At 68.9% G+C, this 16866-nt stretch carries 17 protein-coding genes; 7 read left to right on the plus strand and 10 right to left on the minus strand.

The features are described 5' to 3' along the window. Positions 1-25: 25 nt before the first annotated feature. The 6 genes from ABZX12_RS36980 to ABZX12_RS37005 are packed head-to-tail and all read right to left on the minus strand — an operon-like array spanning position 26 to position 5488. Positions 26-409: a VOC family protein gene (locus tag ABZX12_RS36980; protein ID WP_355700109.1), complete on the minus strand. Its 384-nt coding sequence runs from the start codon at positions 407-409 to the stop codon at positions 26-28. Continuing rightward, entirely contained in the window at positions 406-1038 is a 633-nt protein-coding gene (locus tag ABZX12_RS36985; protein ID WP_355700110.1) for a maleylpyruvate isomerase family mycothiol-dependent enzyme, read from the minus strand. Before ABZX12_RS36985 ends, ABZX12_RS36980 begins: the two co-directional genes overlap by 4 nt. 36 nt (positions 1039-1074) lie before the next feature. Further along, positions 1075-1803 carry a hypothetical protein gene (locus ABZX12_RS36990; RefSeq protein WP_355700111.1) on the minus strand — a complete coding sequence of 243 codons (729 nt, stop codon included), beginning with the start codon at positions 1801-1803 and terminating at the stop codon, positions 1075-1077. Beyond that, a complete protein-coding gene (locus tag ABZX12_RS36995) occupies positions 1787-3934 on the minus strand; it encodes a hypothetical protein (protein WP_355700112.1) in 2148 nt (715 codons plus the stop codon). The genes ABZX12_RS36990 and ABZX12_RS36995 overlap by 17 nt, the downstream gene beginning before the upstream one ends. A 46-nt stretch (positions 3935-3980) precedes the next feature. Then, positions 3981-5162: an RNA polymerase sigma factor gene (locus ABZX12_RS37000; RefSeq protein ID WP_355700113.1), complete on the minus strand. Its 1182-nt coding sequence runs from the start codon at positions 5160-5162 to the stop codon at positions 3981-3983. Beyond that, positions 5159-5488 (minus strand): YciI family protein, encoded by a 330-nt coding sequence (locus ABZX12_RS37005; protein WP_355700114.1) that lies wholly within the window; start codon positions 5486-5488, stop codon positions 5159-5161. The genes ABZX12_RS37000 and ABZX12_RS37005 overlap by 4 nt, the downstream gene beginning before the upstream one ends. Before the next feature lie 61 nt (positions 5489-5549). Here ABZX12_RS37005 and ABZX12_RS37010 point away from each other — a divergent pair, with 61 nt between their 5' ends. The 5 genes from ABZX12_RS37010 to cobF all read left to right on the plus strand — a co-directional run bounded on the left by ABZX12_RS37010 (position 5550) and on the right by cobF (position 10118). Then, positions 5550-5927, plus strand: a complete 378-nt coding sequence (locus ABZX12_RS37010; protein ID WP_355700115.1) for a VOC family protein — start codon at positions 5550-5552, stop codon at positions 5925-5927. Positions 5928-5998: 71 nt separating this feature from the next. Further along, a complete protein-coding gene (zwf, locus tag ABZX12_RS37015) occupies positions 5999-7495 on the plus strand; it encodes a glucose-6-phosphate dehydrogenase (protein WP_355700116.1) in 1497 nt (498 codons plus the stop codon). Positions 7496-7634: 139 nt separating this feature from the next. Next, positions 7635-8354 carry a PT domain-containing protein gene (locus ABZX12_RS37020; protein ID WP_355700117.1) on the plus strand — a complete coding sequence of 240 codons (720 nt, stop codon included), beginning with the start codon at positions 7635-7637 and terminating at the stop codon, positions 8352-8354. Then, positions 8351-9325, plus strand: coding sequence for a hypothetical protein (locus ABZX12_RS37025; RefSeq protein ID WP_355700118.1), 975 nt, complete (start codon positions 8351-8353; stop codon positions 9323-9325). The genes ABZX12_RS37020 and ABZX12_RS37025 overlap by 4 nt, the downstream gene beginning before the upstream one ends. 25 nt (positions 9326-9350) lie before the next feature. Beyond that, positions 9351-10118 (plus strand): precorrin-6A synthase (deacetylating), encoded by a 768-nt coding sequence (cobF, locus tag ABZX12_RS37030; protein ID WP_355700119.1) that lies wholly within the window; start codon positions 9351-9353, stop codon positions 10116-10118. Between the two features lie 22 nt (positions 10119-10140). Here cobF and ABZX12_RS37035 read toward each other — a convergent pair whose 3' ends face one another. Beyond that, positions 10141-11262 carry an epoxide hydrolase family protein gene (locus tag ABZX12_RS37035; protein ID WP_355700120.1) on the minus strand — a complete coding sequence of 374 codons (1122 nt, stop codon included), beginning with the start codon at positions 11260-11262 and terminating at the stop codon, positions 10141-10143. A gap of 164 nt (positions 11263-11426) precedes the next feature. Here ABZX12_RS37035 and ABZX12_RS37040 point away from each other — a divergent pair, with 164 nt between their 5' ends. Further along, on the plus strand, positions 11427-12986 hold the full coding sequence (locus tag ABZX12_RS37040) for a carboxylesterase family protein (protein WP_355700121.1): 1560 nt from the start codon (positions 11427-11429) through the stop codon (positions 12984-12986). On the opposite strand, the gene ABZX12_RS37045 is transcribed toward ABZX12_RS37040, so the two are convergent. From ABZX12_RS37045 to ABZX12_RS37055, 3 genes are all read right to left on the minus strand, one after another. Then, positions 12928-13560, minus strand: coding sequence for a TMEM175 family protein (locus ABZX12_RS37045; RefSeq protein ID WP_355700122.1), 633 nt, complete (start codon positions 13558-13560; stop codon positions 12928-12930). The two genes, ABZX12_RS37040 and ABZX12_RS37045, sit on opposite strands and share 59 nt — an antisense overlap. Then, positions 13538-14992 carry an MFS transporter gene (locus ABZX12_RS37050; RefSeq protein WP_355700123.1) on the minus strand — a complete coding sequence of 485 codons (1455 nt, stop codon included), beginning with the start codon at positions 14990-14992 and terminating at the stop codon, positions 13538-13540. The genes ABZX12_RS37045 and ABZX12_RS37050 overlap by 23 nt, the downstream gene beginning before the upstream one ends. Before the next feature lie 76 nt (positions 14993-15068). Then, positions 15069-15698, minus strand: coding sequence for a MarR family winged helix-turn-helix transcriptional regulator (locus ABZX12_RS37055; protein WP_355700124.1), 630 nt, complete (start codon positions 15696-15698; stop codon positions 15069-15071). Between ABZX12_RS37055 and ABZX12_RS37060 the strand changes: the two genes are divergently transcribed. Beyond that, complete coding sequence (locus tag ABZX12_RS37060; RefSeq protein ID WP_355700125.1) at positions 15697-16863, plus strand: MFS transporter; 1167 nt, start codon at positions 15697-15699, stop codon at positions 16861-16863. The genes ABZX12_RS37055 and ABZX12_RS37060 overlap by 2 nt on opposite strands. The last annotated feature ends 3 nt before the right edge of the window (positions 16864-16866 follow it).

A 16866-nucleotide genomic window follows, 5' to 3' on the forward strand; every position in this document is an offset into this window, starting at 1 on the left:
GGCTCGACGAGTTCGGCCGCGTGCTCTAGTCCGTACTGACCATCCACAGGTGGCCGTCGGGGTCGGTGAACGTGGTCAGGTAGGCCCACGGCTTGCGGGTCGGTGCTGTCACCTGCACCGCCCCGGCAGCGATCGCCTTGGCCGCAGTCGCGTCGACGGCCTCCTCGCTGTCGACGCGTAGGCCGAGGATGCACTCGCTCTGCCCCGGCGGCGCGGCGGGCTGTTCACCGAGCACCCAGCCGAAGCCGCCGGTCGGGATCAGCATCATGGTGACGTCCGCGGCCAACTGGAACTGCAGCGGTTCGGGGATGCCGTCCTCGTCGGGCTCACCTACGGGCGTCAGACCGAGCGCTTCCTGGTAGAACGCGTACGAACGCGGCCGGTCCTCGATCGGCAGGCTGATGATCATCGGATCACTCCAGCGGTGAAACGGTCGGCGTGGCGACCGGAAAGGTGATTCGGTGGGAGGCTACGGCCGCTGAGGACCAGCAGGAGGTCCTGTGCCGAGCCTGTGAGCGGCGTGCCGCTGCCGTAGGTCCAGTCGAGGTCGGTGGCTTGCAGCTGTACGCCGTCCAGGTCGACGCCGAAGTACTTGACCTGCCGAGGCTTCAGCGCGTCGAAGATGATCCGCATCCGCTCCGCCGGCACCTGACGATCAATGCCCAGCGCAACGGTCAGGTCGAGACCATGCGTCACGTCGTGCGCCAGCGCCCCCGCATACCCACCACCCGGCGGCTTCCACGGGTGGTCGATGTTCCGCTGCAGACACTCGACCAACTCCCCCGACGTCAGGGCCACCGCATCCCGCCGCGCCTGCCGATCGGCGTACCGATCGAAGTTCCCACCGGCCCGCAGCAAACCGCCGACGAACCGCGGCCCCGAGATCCGGAACGGCATAGTGATATGCGCAACCAACTCCCGCACCCGCCACCCCGCACACAAGGTCGCCCGATCCCACTCCTCCTCCCCCAACCCAGCCAACACCCCGACCAACTCACGCCGCTCAGCCGCCACAGCAGCCCTGATATCCGTCGTCATACCCCACCGACGAACGACCTTCGCCGGGACAGACACTCAGCTCGAGAGGAATTCGGACGGCTTCACCAGAGGAATCCCATCGGGCCGTTTGCTGGCGTCGATCAGCCCGGTGAACTCGACGTCGTCGGGCGTCTTGCCTTCGCACACCGTGAAGTATTCGGTCAGGAACCGCACCACCAACTCCGAGTCGAGCCGCCCGCCGTGACAGACCTCTGGGGAGGCGTGGAACGCCATCAGCAACAGATTCCGGACGCGCTTTCCGTCGCGCAGGGCCGGCTGGACGTACGGCAGCGGGAGAATCAGCCCACCCAGCGAGTCGTACAGCCGCATCCGCGCGTCGGCGTCTCCGTGCTTCAGGGCGTTGCTGCCGGCGTGGAACCGTGGGTCCTCGACTTCGGCAACTGCCAGCGCGGGCTCGTACCGGGCGATCCACCTCGGTACGGCGTCAAGTGCGAGTCCGGAGCCGATACCGCGATCACGCAGGCCGGACAGGACCGCCAGGTAGGACAGCAGCAGGACACGGGACGCCGGGTAGAGGTCGGCGACGATCCCTGCCAGTACCCGTCCTGCCGGATCGATCGCGACCCGGCAACAGACGCCGCTGCCTTCCGCGGCCAGCCGCGGCAGCAGCCGGCGCCGCGGCACCAGTTCGTCCACCGGGAAGCTCGGATTGAGCACCTCGTCGTACAGACGCTGGAGCTGCTCCGGCGTCAGCCGCCAGGAGTCGACGTACTCCACGACCGGCCGGTCAGCCACTGCCACCATGACTGTCTCTCCTGCGTCCCATCATCCCGAAGGTCAAGGCGATCGCGGTCGCGGCCAGCACCACGGAGCCGAGCTCCGCGATTGCCCAGACCAGGGGCACCCGGCCGGAGTCCGGCGCCTCGACGAACTGGTTGATCGCCTCGATCAGGCCGACCAGCGACAGCGCCGCCAGGACGCCGAGAATCACCTGGATACTGCGCTGGTACTTGCTGGTCCTGACCTCCTCCTCCCGCACCTTCTGCTCCTCGACGACTCTCAAATGGGCGGCGACCCGGTCGTAGAGCGCCTCGACCTCGCGCACCTCGTCCTCGAGCTCCATCTCGTACCGGAGCAGACCTGCCGCGTCGTACAACCGGTCGACCAGTCGCCGGTGCACCGCCGGGCGGCACAACGCGTTGCTGTGCAACTGGTCGAGCCGGCCGCGAAACTTCGCCAGGTCGGCGGCCAACCGCAACCGGTCCGCCTCGACCTGCCCACGCTTGGTCTCCTCCATGGCCCCAGGGGTCAGCCGCGCGGCCAGTCTCTCCTTCGTCTCCCGCAGCTCATGACGCCACCGCTGCAGCAACGGGGGAAGCGAGGCAACGAACTCGACCTTCTCCTCCTGACCGAGATAGACCCAGCTCGGACTGCCCGGCAACATGAGCAGCGTCGTGTTGTCCGTCCGGGCGATCAGGTCCGTGTCGTACCCGGCGTCGCCGGTCAGGTTGCGCACCTCGGCCGGCATCGGTCGGCGGGTCCATTCCTCGAGCGCCGTCGCGTAACCGGTGACCGGGTTGAGCAACAGCCGCCCGGCCGCGTCGACGACGTTCTGACCGGTCGCCTCGCGCTCGCGACCGTCGGCGCCCCTGGTACGTGCTCTCCTGATCTCCACCACGACGTTGAAGTTCTTGCCGAAGTCCGCGTGCCACTGGCTCGGCGTCGTGGCGCCGGCCTGCCCGGCGAGGTCCTCGAGTACGTCGTCCGCGAACTCATGCAGGCGTTTCCACGATCGGTTCCCGCCACCGTCGAGCCAGGTGACCGTCTCGTCGCCCATCATGTGCGAGGCCCGGCGAAGTCCCTGGTAGATCTCGTGCAGCCCGATCTCGTCGCCGTCGCTGATGTGCTCGATCCGGATGTAGTGATTGCCGAACGAGCTGAGCCGGAGCTGGACGGCGTGGCGCAGATCGTCGCCCGCTGTTGTGTGGACGTTCAGCGGCGGCAGGGTCACGACCTGGCCCTGGTAGATGTCGCCGTTCCAGATGTCGGACAGGTGCAGTTCCTCGACGAGCTGCGGTGCTGCACCGGCCAGGGCACCCACTCGTGCGAGGTCCTTCCAGTCGATGCGTGCGTTGGTTGCGAACGGATAGCAGTAGACGAAGCGCGCCTCACCGATCGTCAGCTCCGGCCCGGGAGCATGCGCTGTCAGGCCCTGGAGCGCATACCGGTGCGCGCGCAGCTCCGACGCGTACACGTCGCCGACGAGCAGGTCACTGGACTCCGCCTTCTCGAGCCGTGCGACGCACGCCTCGACTTCTGCGGCGGCGGTAGGTCGTTCCTGCAGCCAGCCCAGTACAGCGTTGGCGACCGCTGCGATCGCGTCGTACGTCACGACGTGTTTCTCGACGATCTCGGACAGAAACCGGACGAAGCTCTCCGAGCCTGATTGATCGAGGCTCCTGATCCTCGGTAGGACCGAGGCGTTGGCCTCGGCAACGTTGGTGGCGTGAGTCTTCAGCGCGATCGGACAGGAACTGTTGACCGCTCCCTCGGCGTTCATGCAGTCAGGCAAGGATGCGATGTGGTCCAGGAACAAGCCGGTGGCCTGGTCCTCCCAGCCGCCCGATCCGGTACACGCGCCCCATCCGGCGCGGGCGTTGTCGATCGTGTCCTTGATTCGCGTGTAGTTGCCCGTGCGTTCCCACGCCGCCTGACAAGCCGCGTAGAGATATCCAGCGAGGACGAGCGTCGCTCCTGCTTGCCCGGCGGCAGCGGACCAGGCCCGCCGGAAGTCCGCGGAGCCTGCCGGTTTGCCGTCCAAGGCACGATCGACGGTCTCCCTCAGCTCCGGCCTGCTGTCGGCCAAGCTGCTCAGTAACGTCAGCTCGCGGCGGCTGAACTCGCCGCTGATCGCGGCCCAATCGATCTCCCCCACCATTGCGCCCCCTCCCCCTGTTGCCAGGGTACGCGTGAGAGACGTTTCACATGAGTGCCTCAGCCAACCGCTTCTGCAGGTACCGGCGCTCGGCATCGGTGGTGGCCAAGGTCAAGGCCTCGCGGTAGGCCGTGGCTGCCTCGGCGCGACGGCCGAGGCGGCGGAGGAAGTCGGCTCGGGTGGCTGGGAGGAGGTGGTAGGTGGTCAGGGGGTCGGCGGACAGGGCTTCTACGAGGCGTAGGCCTACGGCGGGGCCGTCGGCCATGCCGATGGCTACGGCTCGGTTGAGGGCTACTACGGGAGTTTGCGGGAGTTGGGCGTAGAGGGCGGCGATCTGGGGCCAGTCGGTGTCGGGGGCGGTACGGGCGGTGGCGTGGCAGGCGGCGATGGCTGCCTGGATCTGGTACGGGCCGGGCTCGTTGCGGAGGAGGGCGGCGTCCAGGAGGGCTACGCCTTCGGCGATCTGGGCGTGGTCCCAGCGGGTGCGGTCCTGGTCGTCCAGGGTGACCAGGGCGCCGTCCGGGGACAACCGGGTGTCGCGGCGGGCGTCGTGCATCAGCATGAGAGCAAGGAGGCCGGTGGCCTCAGGCTCGTCCGGCATGAGGTGGACGAGCAGTCTGGCCAGTCTGATCGCTTCACCGGTCAGATTGCTCCGGATGACGTCGGAGTACCCCTCGTTGAACAGCAGGTACAGCACCGCCAGCACGGCGGGTGTCCGCTGGGGCAGCAGATGCGCCGGCGGGACCCGGTACGGGATGCCCGCGTGCTGGATCTTCTGCTTCGCGCGGGTCAGACGCTTCGACATGGTGGTCTCCGGGACCAGGAACGCCCGCGCGATCTCCGCCGTACTCAGACCGGCCAGTGTCCGCAGCGTCAACGCGACACGTGCCTCCATCGCCAGCGCGGGATGGCAGCAGGTGAACATCAACCGCAGCCGGTCGTCCGGTACGTCGTACGGCGGCTCCTGGTCGGACTCGATCGCGGCCGCCTCCCGCAGCTTGGCCGCACCGACCGCCTCGCGCCGCAGCCAGTCGATCGCCCGGTTGCGGGCGGTCGTGGTCAGCCAGGCGCCGGGCCGATCCGGTACGCCGTCCTTCGGCCATCGCTGCAGCGCCGCGGCGAACGCCTCCTGCGCGCATTCCTCGGCCAGCTCCCAGTCGCCCGTCAGCCGGATCAGCGTGGCGACCACCTGGCCCCACTCCTGCCGGTAGATCTCCTCGAAGGTCACACCGGCGGTTCCAGGACGGGCCGGATCTCGATCGTGCCGTAGCCGGCCGCGGGGTGCTTGGCCGCGATCTCGATCGCCTCGTCGAGGTCGGCGCAGTCGATCAGCACGAACCCGCCGATCTGCTCCTTCGTCTCCGCGAACGGCCCGTCGGTCAGCAGCAGCTCGCCCTCCCGCACCCGCACCGTGGTCGCCTCGTCCGGCGGCCGCAGCCCGGCCCCGCCGGCCACCACGCCGCGGGACTCCATCTCCTCGGTCCACCCGCCGCACCCGTCGTTGGCATGCGCGGCGGCGGACTCGTCTCCACAGATCATCAGCAGGTACTTCACCGCCTCATCCTCGCAGGTCTAGCGTCGGCAGCAAGGGAACTCTTTGGGGGAGGTACCAGAGATGACAGGGCGGATCGTGCACTTCGAGGTGCCGTACGACGACGGTGAGCGAGCGCGGGTGTTCTACCGCGAAGCGTTCGGGTGGAACCTGACGGAGATGCCCGAGCTGAGCTACACGATGGCCTCGACCGGACCGGTCGACGAGCAGGGGATGCCGGCCGAACCCGGCTTCATCAACGGCGGGATGTTCCAGCGCACCGCGGACCTCACCCGGCCGATGCTGACGATCGACGTCCCGGACATCGACGCGGCGTGGAAGACGATCGAGAGCCTCGGCGGCGAGCGGGTCGGCGAGAAGTTGCCGGTCGGCGACATGGGCTTCGCGGCCTATTTCAAGGACCCGGAGGGCAACACCCTCGGTCTGTGGCAATCAGCCTGACGCGTGGCCGTCACCGGAGCCACCTAGACTGCGGAGAGTGTTGGCTCCGGTGGCGTCCTCGGGAGGACTGAATGCCTGACCGTACTCAGACCATTGCGTATCCGGCGCCCGGATCGCGACCGTCGCGGCGGGATCCGGAGCCGCTGGCGCCGCACGTGATCGTGCTGTTCGGCGCCACCGGCGACCTCGCCAAGCGCAAGCTGCTGCCGGGTCTGGCCTATCTGCAGCAGTCCCGGTTCGCGCCGGACGTGCGGATCATCGGGACCGCCACCGAGGACCTCAGCTGCGACGAGTTCCGCGAGCGGGCGCGGCAGGCGGTCGAGATGTTCGGCACGCACACGATGAGCGACGCGGAGTGGGCGCAGTTCGCCGAACGGCTCGAGTACGTACCGGTCACCGCCGGCCCGGAGGCGCTGGCGGCCGCCGTCAAGGCCGCCGAGGAACTGCTCGGCCCGGACACCCGGCGGCTGCACTACCTGTCGGTGCCGCCGAAGGCCGCCCAGGCGGTGATCGCGATGCTGCGCGACGCCGGCCTGGTCGAGCGCGCCCGGGTGGTGATGGAGAAGCCGTTCGGCGACGACCTGGCCACCGCGATCGAGCTCAACGACTTCGTCCACGAAACGTTCGACGAGTCGCAGATCTTCCGGATCGACCACTTCCTCGGCAAGGAAGCCGCGCTGAACATCCTGGCCTTCCGGTTCGCGAACGGCCTGTTCGAGCCGATCTGGAACCGCAACTTCATCGATCACGTGCAGATCGACATCCCGGAGGCGCTCGGCCTGGACCAACGGGCCACCTTCTACGAACCGACCGGCGCGTTCAAGGACATGGTCGTCACGCATCTGATGCAGGTGATGTCGTTCGTCGCGATGGAGCCGCCGACCGCCCTGGAGCCGCGGGCGATCTCGGAGGAGAAGAACAAGGTCTTCCGGTCGATGCTGCCGCTCGACCCGGCCTGCGTGGTCCGCGGTCAGTACGGCGGCTACCGCAACGAGGCGGGCGTCGCGCCGGACTCGGACACCGAGACGTTCATCGCACTCAAGGTCGAGATCGACAACTGGCGCTGGGCCGGCGTGCCGTTCTACCTGCGCACCGGCAAGAAGCTGGCCGAGGGCCAGCGGATCATCTCGATCGCCTTCAAGGAGGCGCCGAAGACGATGTTCCCGGCCGGCTCCGGCGTCGGCTCGGAAGGTCCGGACCACCTGACGTTCGACCTGGCCGACTCGTCGCGGGTGTCGCTGTCGTTCTACGGCAAGCGGCCGGGTCCGGGGATGCGGCTGGAGAAGCTGTCGATGCAGTTCTCCACCCAGGAGACCGAGAGCGCGGGCGACGTCCTCGAGGCGTACGAGCGGTTGATCCTGGACGCGATGCGCGGGGACCACACGCTGTTCACGACGGCCGAGGGTATCGAGTCGCTGTGGGACCGTTCCGCGCCGCTGCTCGAGGACCCGCCACCCGTCAAGCCGTACCAGCCCGGCACCTGGGGGCCGAACGCGATCCACCAGCTGATCGCGCCGCGCGCCTGGCGGCTCCCGTTCGAGCGCGAGTGGCGCCAGGCCAAGCCGTAAGCCTTCGGATCGGCGCCGACAGGCCGTTGACCCTGCGCCACGTTGCGCGCACTCTGAGGTTCGAGGGACGGTTTTCCTCGGGCCATGGGGGGTTGCCATGCCGCGTCGACTCATTGCACTCAGCCTGCTACTGATCGCTGTGCCCTTGCCCGCAGGCTGCGGATCCGACAGCACAGCGGGCGATTCGGGTACGTCGGGCTCCGGCCAGAGCGGCGATCCGGGCGGGGACAACGGCGGGGACAACGGTGGTGACAACGGTGGTGACAACGGTGGTGACAACGGCGGCGGGGACAAGGGCGGCGGGTCGTTGTCCTGGGTGCCGTTCGGGCCCAAGGATCCGAAGTCGCCGACGCCCACCTGGTCGGCGTACGACTATCTTGCCGACGGCAAGTGCTCCGACCTGCGGGGTGAGGTCAAGGACCTGTCGGCCGACCAGGGCGGTGACTTCGGGAAGGCGATGGTCGCGCTCTGCCAGGCCGCGGTCAACGGCAAGTCGGCGCAGTGGAGCGTCGTCGAGGCCAACCAGGACGCCGAGACCGGGGCGCTCAACCACGACTGCCTGACGCCACTGGTCAAGGACCTGATGACGCGCGCCCTCGCCTGGCATCGGTCCCATCCCGGCGCGGACCCGGAGGTGCGCTTCCGCCGGGTGACCACCGGTTCCCAGGAGACCGACTGCGGTCACGCCGCGAACCAGGAGAACGGCGAACAGACCGAGCAGCCCACCGAACAGCCCACCGAACAGCCAACAGACCAGCCCACTGAGCAGCCCACGGAGCAGCCGACCAACGAGACTCCGCCGGCCGAAGGCCCGTCCGAGACGTCGTCACCCGACGCAGCCCCCACCCCAGACGAATGACCACGCCCACCGGCAAACCGCCCCTGGAGCCACCCGCCAACGAACCGCAACCGAACGGGCAGCCGTCCCGCGAAACGCCGACCGCGGAACCGCCTGACAGCGAGGCGCCGAGTGGACAGTCGCCCCTGCAGGCGGTGGTGTCGGTGCTCACCACCTTGGGTCCGCCGCTGACGATCGCCACGGCGTTGATGATCTACTTCGGCTGGGCGCGTTCCGATACGCAGGCCCGGGAGATGGGGCTGGACGTCAGCCTGTTCGGCTACACGACGCGCGACTACGTGATGAACAGCATCAGCACGTTGTACCTGCCGCTCCTCGTCCTCGCCGGCCTTGCGCTCGGCGCACTCGCCGTACACCTGCGGGTGGACGCGGCTCTCCGCCGTACCGAGGCTCGTCCGGCGCTGCGGAGGGCGGGCCGGATCGCCTTGCTGTCGGGCCTCGCGGCGGTCGCGGCCGCGGTCGTCGCCGCGACGGTGGCCGGCGACGCGGTCGACCTGGTCGCGCCGCTGATCGTTGCCGCAGGCACCGTTGTCGCGGCGTACGGCGCTCGGCTGCGGACGGCCGCGACCGACAAGTCCGCAACGGCTCAACGTGGGGCACCGCCCGTCTGGTACCGGGCGTTCCGGCTGCTGCTCGTCGGCGGCGTCGTCACGGCCGCGCTGTTCTGGGCGGTGTCGGATTACGCGACCGCGGTCGGCCGTGGGTACGCGCGTCAGGTCCAGGACAACGTCCGGTACCTCCCACGAGCCACTGTGTTCAGCAGCACACCACTCGGCCTCGAGGCGCCCGGAGTCGTCGAGGAACCGATCGTCGAGGGCGGTAAGACCGTGCACTACCGCACCACCGGGCTGCGTCTGCTCGTAGTTTCGGGCGGACGGGCGTTCCTGCTGCCCAACGGGTGGAGGGCAGGGTCCGGCACGGTCGTGGTGCTTCCTGACAACGATGAGATCCGCTGGCAGTTCTCCCGCTGACGGCGGCCTCCTCTACGCTGCGAGCATGCGCGAGATTGTGGTGATCGGGGTCGGTGCGGGTGATCCGGAGCAGGTGACGATGCAGGCCGTGTCGGCGCTGAACCGGGTCGACGTGTTCTTCGTGCTGGACAAGGGCGAGGTCAAGCAGGAACTGGTCGACCTGCGGTCGGAGATCCTCCGCCGGTACGCGACGAGCAAGGAGTACCGCGTCGTCGTCGGCCGGGACCCGGAGCGGGACCGCACGACCTCGGCGTACGTCGAGGCGGTCGACGACTGGCGGCGGCGCCGGGCGGACGTCTGCGCGGACCTGATCGCGACCGAGCTGGGCGAGAACCAGATCGGCGCGTTCCTGGTGTGGGGCGACCCGTCGCTGTACGACAGCACGCTGGCGATCCTGGACGACATCCTGGCGCGCGGTGAGCTCGCGTTCTCGGTCGAGGTGATTCCCGGGATCAGCAGCGTGTCGACACTGGCCGCGCGGCACCGCGTCGGGCTCAACCAGGTCGGCCGGCCGATCCAGATCACCACCGGCCGGCGCCTCGCGAAGGAGTGGCCGGACGGGGTGGACGACGTGGTGGTGATGCTCGACGCGCAGACCGCGTTCGCCGAGCACCTCGATCAGGACGCCGACATCTACTGGGGCGCCTACCTCGGCACGCCCGACGAGCTCCTCGTCTCGGGCCCGCTCCGCGAGGTCGCGCCCGAGATCGAGAAGGTCCGCGCCGAGGCGCGAGACCGCAAGGGCTGGATCATGGACACCTACCTGCTGCGCAGGCGACGCTCGAACGGCTGACCGCGCGGCCACGTCAGCAGGCTCAGTGCCCGAGCAGGCGCTGGAAGAAGGCCTGGATGTCGGTGATCAGCAGATCGGGCGACTGCGTCGCGGCGAAATGGCCCGGCCGGTCGAAGACATTCCAGGAAACCAGGTTCTGGTGGTCACGGTGAACGAACCGGCGGACCGGCTTGGTGTCCTCGCTGAACTGCGCGAGAGCCACCGGTACGGTCGTCGGTGCGGCGGGAGCCTCTTGCCGGGCTTCGTAGTAGATCCGCATCGCCGACGCGACAGTGCCGGTGAGCCAGTGGATCATCACGTTCGTCAGGATGAAGTCGGGGTCCAGGCCGCCGCGATAGATCAGGCAGTGCCACCCCAGCAGCCCGGCCGGTGAGTCCGCCAGCGCATGCGCGAGCGATTGCGGCTGTTGAGTCTGGAGTACGGCGTAGGCGCTCATGGTCTCCTCGAACTGCCGCTCATTGTCCATCGCGGCCTGTTCGTCCTCGGTGAGATCGTCCAGTTCACCCGGATCGCCGGATGGCCCGGTGAAGATCTGGGTCACGTGGACTCCGACAACGCGCTCCGGGGCGAGTCTGCCGAGTTCCAGGGAGACGAAGGTTCCCCAGTCGTTGCCGGCGACGCAGAAGCGGTCGTAGCCGAGCCGGGTCATCAGCTCCGCCCAGGCCGCGGCGATGCGGCGTGGGCCCCAGCCGCGCTCCGTCGTCGGACCGGAGAAGCCGAATCCTGGCAGCGAGGGGATGACCAGATGAAACGCCGTCGCCGGGTCGCCGCCGTGTGCGCGGGGATCGGTCAGCCGCCCGATCACATCGACGAACTCGGCGATCGAACCCGGCCAGCCGTGGGTCAGGATCAGCGGTGTCGCGCCCGGCTCCGGTGAGAGCACCTGGAGGAAATGGATGCGCTGCCCGCCGATCTCGGTCGTGAACTGCGGGTGCTGGTTGAGCTTCGCCTCCCAGACACGCCAGTCGTAGCGGGTGCGCCAGTGGGCGACGAGGTCCCGAACGTAGCCGACCGGGACGCCGTAATCCCAGCCGGTGTCCGGGAGCTCCTCCGTGAACCGGGTCCGGTCCAGCCGTTCCCGAAGGTCGTCGAGCTCCTCCTGCGGAACAGCGATGCGGAACGGCCTGATGGCTTGCGAGTTCATCGCGGGATCTCCTCGTCGTCGTGGTCGATTCACAAACACTGTCGGAGCCGCGCGCGAATACTTGCCGTCCTGGCCCGGCGAACCACGGAAGGTAGACCAAAGTCTGATCGGTTCTGGCCGCTGGACCGAAGTCGGGTGGGCCTCTCCCGGCGGAGGGTGCCGGTATGACGAAGAAGAGACTGTTGGCGATCACGGCGGCCGTGCTCGCCCCGGCTGGGTTGTTGGTAGCGCTCGCCGGGCCAAGTGAGGCCGCACAACCCGACGCTGTGCGGACCGACAAGGGGCTGGTGGCCGGTAAGACCGTCGGGGACGCGCTGGTGTACGACGGGATCCCGTACGCCGCTCCCCCGACAGGCGCGTTGCGGTGGAAGGCGCCGCAGCCGGTGCAGCCGTGGAGCGGGGTGCGGGAGTCGAAGGTGGGCAGCGTCTGCGCGCAGCAGCCGAATTCCGAGGTGCCGGACGGATCGGTGGCCGAGGATTGCCTGTACCTGAACGTGACGACGCCGGCCGCCTCCTCCCCGAAGCCTCGCGCGGTCGTGATGTGGATCCCCGGTGGCGGGTTCTTCTCCGGCGCCGGCAGTAGCTACGAGGCGTCGAAGGTCGCCGCGCGGGGCGACGTCGTCGTTGTCACGGTCAACTACCGCCTCGGCATCTTCGGCTTCTTCGGCTACCCGGGCCTGCCCGGCTCCGGGACCTTCGGTCTGCAGGACCAGCAGGCAGCCCTGCGCTGGGTGCAGCGCAACGTCCGCGCGTTCGGCGGCGACCCGCGCAACGTCACGGTCGCGGGCGAGTCCGCCGGCGGGATGAGCGTGTGCGCGCAGCTGACCTCTCCGACCGCGTCCGGCCTGTTCGCCAAGGCGATCATGCAGAGCGGATCCTGCGCGTTCAACTGGGCCGACAACAGCCAGTACCCGGGCCAGACCGCGGACTCGCCGTGGGTCCCGGTCAGCCGGACGCAGGCGAACGGCAAGGAGTGGGCCGCGGGCAAGAACTGCACCACGATCGAGTGCCTGCGCGGCTTGAAGGCCGACGTCCTGGTCGACGACCTGCTCCAGTTCACGCAGATCGGGTACGGCGGGAGCCCCGTCGTACCGCTCAGCCCGGCGAAGGCCCTGCGCGCGGGACTGTTCCACCGGGTGCCGATCATCTCCGGGAACAATCACGACGAGGCGAACGGCTGGCTGGCCGCGTTCGGGGACATCAAGGACTACCCGGCGCTGGTGCGGAACATGGTCGGCACGCAGAAGGCACCAGAGGTACTGCGGCACTACCCGCAGACCAGCTACGAGTCGCCGGCCGCGGCGTGGGGGGCTGTGACGACCGACCGGATCTGGTCGTGCACGCAGGTCGCGGCGGACCAGCAGGCGGCGCGCAAGGTACCGGTGTACGCGTACGAGTTCGCCGACAAACACTCTCCGATCGCAGCGCCCGGGCTGGGAGCCGCGCACGCCATGGAGTTGCCGTACCTGTTCCGGCTCGGCGGATACGACTTCCCGATGTCGGAGACGCAGCAGCGGCTGTCGAACCAGATGATCGACTACTGGACAGCGTTCGCGCGCACCGGCAACCCGAACGGCCCTGACCGCCCGCAGTGGTCACCGACCGGCGTACGAACCGTCAGCGGGCTCTCGCTCGCGCCGACAGACCAGGGCGGCATCAAGCGCGTCAATCTGACGACTGAGCACCAGTGCGGATTCTGGAGCGGCCTCTCCACACCCGCATGAGGATCGGCGACAGCAGGAGCAGGAACATCGCGTAGAAGTGCACGCCTGGCACCAACGACGCCAGCAGGAAGGCGACCACGGTCGACCCGGTCAGCAGCAGTGAGCTGGTGAGCTCCCGCTGCCCGACCGGGTTGTCCGGCTTCTCCAGCTCGGGGTGGCTGTGAACCAGCCATGTGAGTGCGGTTTGGCAGATGCTGAGCGCGAGGATGGTCCCGGTGTACAGACCGGCCGTGAACCGGTCGCTGTCGAAGGCGCCGACGATCTCGGTAGGGAACGGCAGGACGACGATGGTGAGCAGCCAGAGCAGGTTCAGCCGCATCATGGCCGGCGTGTACGCGCGGACGTGCTCGAACACGCGGTGGTGCCCCAGCCAGAAGCTCGCGATCACCACGAAGCTCAGCAGGAACGTGAAGATCTCCTGGCGGTGTTCACTGATCACGCTGACCGCGTCGCCGCCGTCCGCCTTGACCTCGGGCACCAGGTCGACCAGCGGCAGCACTAGCAACGTGATGGCGATGGCAACGACCGCATCGGTGAACAGAACGAGCCGGTCAGGGTCTCTCGACGTACTCACGGCCGCCAAGGGTAGCCGTGCCGCGGAGCAGGCTGACGGCCAGCAGCGCCGCTGCCAGCACGAATCCGGCGGCCGCGAGCCACGCCGCGCCGTAGCCGTCGCGTAGCGCCAGGAGCTGGTCGGCGCCGTCGCTGAGGCGGTTGGAGGTCGTGGACGCGGCCAGTGTGGCCAGTACGGCGGTGCCTACGGCCGCACCGGCTTGCTGTGCGGTGTTGTTGAGGCCTGAGGCCAGCCCTGCGTCGCCGGCATCTGCGCCGGACATCGCCAGCATGATCGACGCCGGGATCGCCACACCGATACCGGCGCCCATCACCGCCAGCACCGGGCCGACGTCGACGACGTACGAGCCGTCGACCGGCGCACGGCTGATCCAGAGCAGCGCCAGCAGGAAGACGACCAGCCCGGCGATCAGCATCCTGCGCGGACCGAAGCGGACAGTCAGGCGCGGCGCCAGTGACAGCGACATCAGTGCGTTCATGATCGGCGCCGGCAGGAAGGCGAGGCCGGTGGTGAGCGAGTCGTAGCCCAGGACGCGCTGCACGTAGAGCGCGGTGGTGAACTGGAAGCCGAAACCGGCCGCGAAGAGGAGGACGACCACGACGTTCGCCACGCTGAGCTGACGGCGACGGAAGATGCGCAGGGCGAGCAACGGGTGCTTGATGCGCGCTTGCCGGACGACGAACGCAGCCAGCAGGACGAGTGCGGCCCCTGCCTGCAGAAGTGTGCGGGCAAGAGTCGCCTGCGGCTCTGCGGTCTGGACGATCGTGTAGACGGCCAGCGACAGCCCGGAAGTCACCAGTACGGCGCCCACGATGTCCGCACCGTTGGCGAGGCCAAGACCAGGTCGGTGAGCCAGCAGCCGGACGGCGAACACCAGCGAGACCACACCGATCGGCACGTTGATCAGAAACGCCCAGTGCCAGCCGATGGTCTGGGTGATGACCCCACCGAAGATGAGCCCGATCGACGCGCCGCTGGCGGCCGTGAAGCTGTAGACGCCCATCGCCCGCGCCTGCTCACCGGGAGCCGGGTACAGGCTCACGATCATGCCGAGGATCACCGCCGAGGCCAGTGCCCCGCCGACCCCCTGCAGGAAGCGTCCGGCGATCAGGACCTCCGCGCTCCCCGCCACCCCGCACAGCAGCGAGGCCGCGGTGAACAACGCGAGCCCCGCGACGAACACCCGCTTGCTCCCGACCAGATCACCGATCCGCCCGGCCAGCAGGAGCAGACCGGCGAACGCGATCAGGTACGAGTTCATCACCCAGGCCAGCCCGGCCTGCGAGAACCCCAGATCGCCCTGGATCGTGGGCAGCGCCACGGTCACCACGGTCCCGTCGAGGATGATCATCAACTGCATCACGCACAGCACGACCAGGGCCTGGGTCCGTCCCCGCACCCGCCCGGCCAACTCCACAGAGTCCACAGCCACAACGCTCTCCCGTCTGATAGCCGACAGGAGAGACCTTAACAGATAGTCCCGTAATAGACGATCTTTTAGTGGATGATCATGCGATGCGCTGGCGGGAGCGGCGGACGGGCTGGGCGGTCACCGGGGTGGCCAGCGGGCCGGCCACCAAGGTGGTGACCGACTCGACGAAGGTCTTGCGCTGCGCCGCGGTCAGCGCGTCCAGCGCCTCGGCATGGACGCGGTCGACGATCTGCTGTCCCTCGGCGGCGATCGCGGCGCCGGCCTCGGTGACGGCGATGATGCGGGCGCGGCGGTCGGTCGCGGACGGTTTGCGTTCGGCGTACCCGGCCTTCTCGAGGGCGTCGACGGTGACGACCATCGTGGTCTTGTCCAGGTACGCGAGCTCGGCGATCTGGATCTGCGTGCGTTCGGCTTCCAGCGCGTGCCGCAGGACGCACTGCATCCGCAGCGTCAGGCCGATCTCCGCCAGCGCCGCGGACAACTGGGTCTCCAGGACGTGACCCGCGTGCGTGAGGTATCCGGTGAGGTCGGGAACGGTCCGTGCCGGGAGTTGCGCCATACCGTCGAGATTAGCTCGGATCATCTGGCCGGAGATGATCCCGAGCCGGATCATTCCTCGCGGGAAAGCGACGGCTTGCCCGCCCGCGACCGCGCTGTCGCGAAACCGCGAGCCGTCCGGCCCGACGACCGGTTGCCTGGATCGCATGACTGTTCTGACAACCCGGTCGTCGCCGCGGGCGCTCGAGTGGTTCGGCGTCGGCGCGCTGACACTCGGGATCTTCGCGATCGTCACCACCGAGATCCTCCCGATCGGCCTGCTCACCCCGATCGGCGCCGACTTCGCGCTGACCCCCGGCCGCACGGGCCTGCTGATGACGATGCCCGGCCTGGTCGCCGCGGTCGCCGCACCGGTGGTGACGCTCGCAACGGCCCGGCTGGACCGGCGCCTGATGCTCTGCGTGCTGATGGCCTTGTTGGCCGTCTCCGGCCTGGTCGCCGCCACGGCACCGGTCTTCTGGCTGGAACTGGTCGCCAGATTCCTCGTCGGCCTGACCATCGGCGGCTTCTGGTCCATCGGCGCCGGTCTCGCCGGACGGCTCGTCCCGGAGCGCTGGGCGGCGCGGGCGACCGCTGTGATCTTCTCCGCGGTCCCCCTCGGCTCGGTGCTCGGCGTGCCGGCAGGAACGTTCCTCGGCGAGCTCGCAGGCTGGCGTGCGTCGTTCGCTGCGCTCGGCGCACTCGCACTGCTGGCTCTGGTCGCACTGCGCACCACGGTGCCGCAACTCCCGCCTCTGCAAGTCACCAAGCCCGCCGTGCTCGCTGCCGCGCTGCGCAGGAGCCGGACCCCGCTGATCGTCACCTCTCTGATCGTCACGGCACATTTCGCGACCTACACCTACGTCACGCCGTTCCTGCGCGATGTCGCGCGTCCGGAGCTCATCGGCCTGTTTCTGCTCGTGTACGGCGCCGCCGGTCTGGTCGGCAACCTCCTCGCCGGGCCGCACGCTCATCGCCGCAGCACCTTCGTCACCTGCGCCGCACTCATCGCCACGGCGACGCTCCTGATGCCGGTGATGGGCCGCAGTACGGCGGGGGCGCTCGTGCTGCTCGTGGTGTGGGGACTCGGGTACGGCGGCGTACCGGTCTGCTCGATGAGCATGTTCGCGCAGGCCGCTCCCGGATCGCGGGAGGCGGCGACTGTGTGGTTCACCTCGTCGTTCCAGGCGGTGTTGTCGATCGGCGCGCTGCTCGGCGGGTTGGTGGTGGACGCGTGGTCGGTCCCGGTGGCGATGACGGCCGGAGGCGTGTGCGCGCTCGCGGCGGCCGGGTTCCTGCTGTGGGCCAGAACACACGAGGTTTCGGGGACGTAGCAT

The sequence above is a fragment of the Kribbella sp. NPDC003505 genome (assembly GCF_040610875.1).
GTDB lineage: Bacteria > Actinomycetota > Actinomycetes > Propionibacteriales > Kribbellaceae > Kribbella.